Here is a 4,753-nt window from a genome sequence, read left to right on the forward strand (position 1 = left end):
GCGCCGCGCTCAGCGACGCCCCATCTCGGTCCTCGGCCCAGCGTCGTCTTCCTCTTTGCGCCAATCCTGAAATGATTTCGCTTCGAAGGCGCCGCCATTCGGGCCGACGATATTTCTGACGATATGTCCGTTGATCGCCAAAGCGCGGGCATGAATCAAAGCGCCCTCGAACGAGTTTGAACCCGCCGTTCGAGCCTCCATGCGCCGTGTGACGCTGTGATAATTGACGTACCAGCCAACCATTTCAGCCTCCGAACCCCTGCGCTCCAAGGCCAACAGGCTAACGAGGCCCTGTGACGGCGATAATGCGCCTCAATGACGGCAAAAGGTCAGCGGGTGGCCCTGTCGCATCCCCCGACGACGGATAGCGCGCGACGCCGATCCCGTTGGCGGAGTCAAGACGTTGCTCAGGCCGCGCCGTGGCGCGAAGCGCAGCGCATCTGGTTTCGGCGGATCGCCGAGCAAAATCGGGACATTGGTGAAGCGCAGATCGGGATTACCGAAAACTCGGTGCTCCGGGTCGAGCCCGGCATGGGCGAAGGCGATGCGGCAGATGCCGCGAAGGCACGCCGCCCGGCCGCGCGCCAGAACAAAAGCGTCCGGCTTTCCCGCTGCCGCATCAGCCACATCGCGCGAACTATGTCGCGCGCGCCGCTTCAGTCGCATTGCGCGTTCATATTGCCGAGCCATAAAATTGCCCGCCAGGTCTTTCTTGACCCGAAACAGGCGTCTCATTGCCTTTTGCGTCTTCGTCATCGAGTTGAGGTCGCATGTGGGCCGTCATGCCCGGGCTGATCCGGCCGGGGCCGCCGAAAGGCTTGGCTGACGCACCGAAATTCCGCTTGAAGCTACTGTGACCGAAATGGTCGACGCCGATCTCGCCCGCCTGCTGCAAGGCGTTAGAGGGCCTTGACCTTGCGTGCGAAAACCCGCCATCAATTCTGGCGGAAACAGCGCGGGGGCTCAATGCAGGATTGGATGCGCCGCTACAGCGAAAGCCATGCGCAGGCCGAGCAAGGCTTTTTTCCTGAGCATTTCGACGCGATCGAGCGACGGTTCGACGAGCTGGAGGACAGGCTCGAACAGGCGCAGCGACGGCATTTCCGTTATCTGCTGATCCGAAAATATCGCAAACTCAAAGCCAAATGGGCGCCGAAACTACGCCCGCGCCTGCGCATCGAGAAGTCTTTTTTCCGCCGCCTGCTAAGCCGCCGGCCGGCCGGCGGGCCGCCGCCTCGGCCACAGGGGCGGCTGTTCGTCGATGTCAGCCAGACCCTGCATTGCCGGTTCATGGCCGGCATTCCTCGCGTGGTGACGGAGCTTTCCACCGCCGCCTTGCAAAAAGGCGGCGCGCCGGCCTTCATCCGCGACGGACGGCTGTGGAGTTTCGACCTCCCCTCGCTCAGATTGCAGGAAATCAAGCCGCAACCAAACGACACGCTGCTGCTCGCCGATCAGGGCTGGACGCGCCAGGCCGAGATCCGGCAGGTCATGCGCGCGATCAAATCCGCCGGCGGCAGCAATGTTCTTCTGCTTTACGACATGCTGCCGCAGCAATTTCCACATTTTTTCCCGCCCAGTTTCGAGCCGATTTTCGCCTCCTGGATCGACGACGTCATTCTCCAATGCGACGCTGTCATTACGATATCCAAGGCCGTCGCCGAGGATTTCGCCGCTTACGCGCTGGCTGATGGACGCGACCTGAATTGTGCGATGAAACTGGGCTGGAGCCATCTCGGCGCGGATTTCGATCTCGAAGGCCGCGCGCCGAGCGCCCATGTCAAAGGCCTGATCGAGGACTCAGGCAGCCCCTTGTTTCTCGGCGTCAGCACCCTTGAGCCGCGCAAGGGCTACGGAACCGCCCTCGACGCCATGGATTTGCTCTGGCGCGACGGTGTGGACGCCCGTTACGCCATTGTCGGGCGCTACGGCTGGAATTGCCGCGCATTGGCGCATCGCATCTGCACTCATCCCGAATTCAACCGGCGGCTGTTCTGGTTCGGTGGGGCAAATGACGGCGATCTCGATTATCTGTTCCGCCGCGCCCACGCCCTGGTCTATCCCTCCGTCGCCGAGGGCTTCGGCCTGCCGATCGTCGAGGCCGCGCGTTACAAGATTCCGGTCATCGCCAGCGATCTGAACGTTTTTCGGGAAATCGCCGGCGACGCAATCCGCTACTTCCCGCCCGGCGACGCGTTTTCGCTGGCGCGCGAGATGCGGCAGGTGCTGGCTTCGCCAGAACCCGCGAAGATCACGCCTTTGAGCTGGAAACAGGCGGCGGACGCGCTGATCGACATGATCGACGGCGCGTCCTATCAATGTCCCGGCCTGCCGGCGCTGAAGGCGCTGATCGGCGAGGCCGAGACGCCCGTTTTCTCAGCCGTCGCGGGCCCCAACCCGCCGCCGGTAAGCATTGTCACCGTCACGCGCGACAGTTCTTTCTATACACGGCTGCAAGTCGAGAAAATCCGGGAGACCATAGGCGCGCGCGCCTATGAAATAATAGTCGTCGATCGCGGCAGCCGCGACGGCACGCTGGAATGGCTGCGTGATCAGCGCGACGTGCGGCTGATCGATTATCCGCAAACCCGCACCCTGGACCACGGCCATGGCCAGGCTGCGGAAATGGGCGTGCGCGCCGCGCGTTTCGATCGCATCGTCCTGCTGGATTCCGATGCTTTCCCCGTCAAGGACGATTGGCTGGCGCAGAGCGCCGACCGCCTCGACGACGAGCATCGCCTCGCCGGCGCCGCCTTTGTCGCCGACCGCGCCTTCCACGACCATGGCTTTTATATCCATCCGCATTTCCTCGCCTTCTTCAAGGCCGATCTCGGCGGTCTGATCGTGTTGCGAAAATTGCGCGGCGAGAGCGAGGACACCGGGGAGGAAAGCACCATTCGCGTGCTCGCAGCCGGCAAGAAGATCGTCGCCTTGCCGATCGAATTTTTCGCGCCGCTCGGCGTCGGGCGACACGACATTCCGACCATTTCGTCGGGCGTCGTCCACGCCTGGTATTCATCGCGCCTGATTTCGCAGGAGACGGAGGTCAAGCGCGAGTCGGCGGGCGCCATCAGCATGGCCAGCTATGGCGCGCCATTGCAGGAGAAAATCCGCGCCCATTTCAGCTTGACCTATTAGACCGATGCCGGGGCCCCACCTGTCCATCGTGCTTTGCCTGCATGGCGAAGGCGGCCTCTTGGCTCCTACCCTGCGGTCCCTCGCCGAAGCGGCGCGTTTCGCCCAGGCCGACGGCCTGACACTGGAACTGGTCGCCGTCCTCGACCGGGCCGATCCCGCGACACGCGCGACCTACCAGCGCGAGATCCGTTTTTTTCCCTGCCCGTCCACGGCGGTCGAAGCCGATTTCGGCTCGCTGGGGCTGGCGCGCAATCGAGGGATCGCAGCGGCGCGGGGCGATTATATCTGCCTGGCCGATGGCGACGATCTGATCTCGTTCAACTTCTTCGGCGCGCTTTACGCCGCCGCCCGGGCCGCGGAGCCGACGCGCGTCGCGATCATGCCGGGCGTCCTGCTGGTCTTCGGCGAGGCGGAGAGCTTGAACTGGGTTCCCGATCTCGCCAGCGTCGGCGCGCTCAACCTGCTCGGCTCCAATCCCTTCGTTTCGCGTTTCTGCCAGCGCCGCGACGACGCCATGGCCATTCCGTTCACCGATTCCAGCGCGCGCAGCGGTTACGCCTTTGAAGATTGGCGTCGCCATTGCGACCTGGTCGCCGCCGGCTTCGACCTGCGGACCGCGCCTGAGGCCACGCTGTTTTACCGGCGGCGCGCCGCCGGCCTCAATGCGCGGGGCGAGGCGCAGGGCGCCGCCGCGATTTCGCCCTCGCCCTTGTTCGATTCCCCGACTTATCTGCAATGCTGCGCGTCCGATTACCAAGACTGGCGTAGCGGCGCCTCCAGCGGCCGCAGCCTGGCCCTGCCCCGACCCCTGCACGGCCCTTTCGGCGCGGCGGTCCTGGCGGCGGCGCGGCGCCTGGAGCCTTTGATTCCGGCCGCGCCAGGGCAGCTCGCGACGCCCTTCTCCGCAATCCACAAGAAAACGGGCGCGCTCTATTTCGAGATCTGCGCCGCACTGAATGGAGCGACTTTCACCCATATGTGGATTGGTGAGGGCGCGCCGGCGCGCGCCTGCGAAAACGCTCTGGCTCTGGGGGTCGAAGCCGCGCCGCATGCTTCGATCGAAATCGAGGCCGCGAAAGGGGCGAGCCGGATCGCCCTGCGCGGCGAGACTTCCGCCAACCTCATGCTTGCGCTCAAACTGGCGCAATCCTTCGCGCCCAACGGCGAAATCCATTTGCGCGATTCGCCATTCGTGCAAAGCTTTATCCGGCGTTTCGGCGGGGCTCTCGGGCGCGACCGAAGCCTTCGTCTTTACCCGGCGCGTGAAAATTTCCTGCGGCGATCCGGCGCCGGAAATGGATCACGCCGATCTTGACGACCTCCGTTCCCGCACTTCCCGTCTTTGCGGTCGCGGCGCGCGCCGGTCTGAGCGACGGATATTGGGGCGCGAAGGGGGCGGGATTCGGATGGGCGATCGAGCAAGAACGGGGAGCGGCCCCCCGAAAGTCCTCGTGGTTTCCAGCTATTTCTTGCCGCAAGGCGTGGGGGGAGCCGAAATTGTCGCCCTCCGGCAGGCCAAAGCCATGCAGCGCCGAGGCTGGGCGGTCAAAGTCTTTGCCGCCGATTTCTCCTGGAAACGTGGCAGGGCCGCCGCGGTTGCGCTCGAGACCGTCGA

Annotated in this window: 3 protein-coding genes; 2 read left to right on the top strand and 1 reads right to left on the bottom strand. The window is 64.3% G+C overall.

Features of this window, described 5'->3' with window-relative positions:
* Positions 1 to 312: 312 nt before the first annotated feature.
* The gene (locus tag ACE3S9_RS15040; protein WP_374547292.1) at positions 313 to 756 is read right to left on the bottom strand and encodes a hypothetical protein; all 444 of its coding nucleotides are present in this window, start codon (positions 754 to 756) and stop codon (positions 313 to 315) included.
* A 222-nt stretch (positions 757 to 978) separates the two neighbouring features.
* On the opposite strand from ACE3S9_RS15040, the gene ACE3S9_RS15045 reads away from it, so the two are divergent.
* Both ACE3S9_RS15045 and ACE3S9_RS15050 read left to right on the top strand, forming a co-directional pair.
* Entirely contained in the window at positions 979 to 3,138 is a 2,160-nt protein-coding gene (locus ACE3S9_RS15045; RefSeq protein ID WP_374547293.1) for a glycosyltransferase, read from the top strand.
* Between the two features lie 4 nt (positions 3,139 to 3,142).
* Complete coding sequence (locus tag ACE3S9_RS15050) at positions 3,143 to 4,453, top strand: glycosyltransferase family 2 protein (protein ID WP_374547294.1); 1,311 nt, start codon at positions 3,143 to 3,145, stop codon at positions 4,451 to 4,453.
* Positions 4,454 to 4,753: the final 300 nt, after the last annotated feature.

The sequence above is a fragment of the Rhodoblastus sp. genome, assembly GCF_041915505.1.
Classification (GTDB): Bacteria; Pseudomonadota; Alphaproteobacteria; order Rhizobiales; family Beijerinckiaceae; genus Rhodoblastus.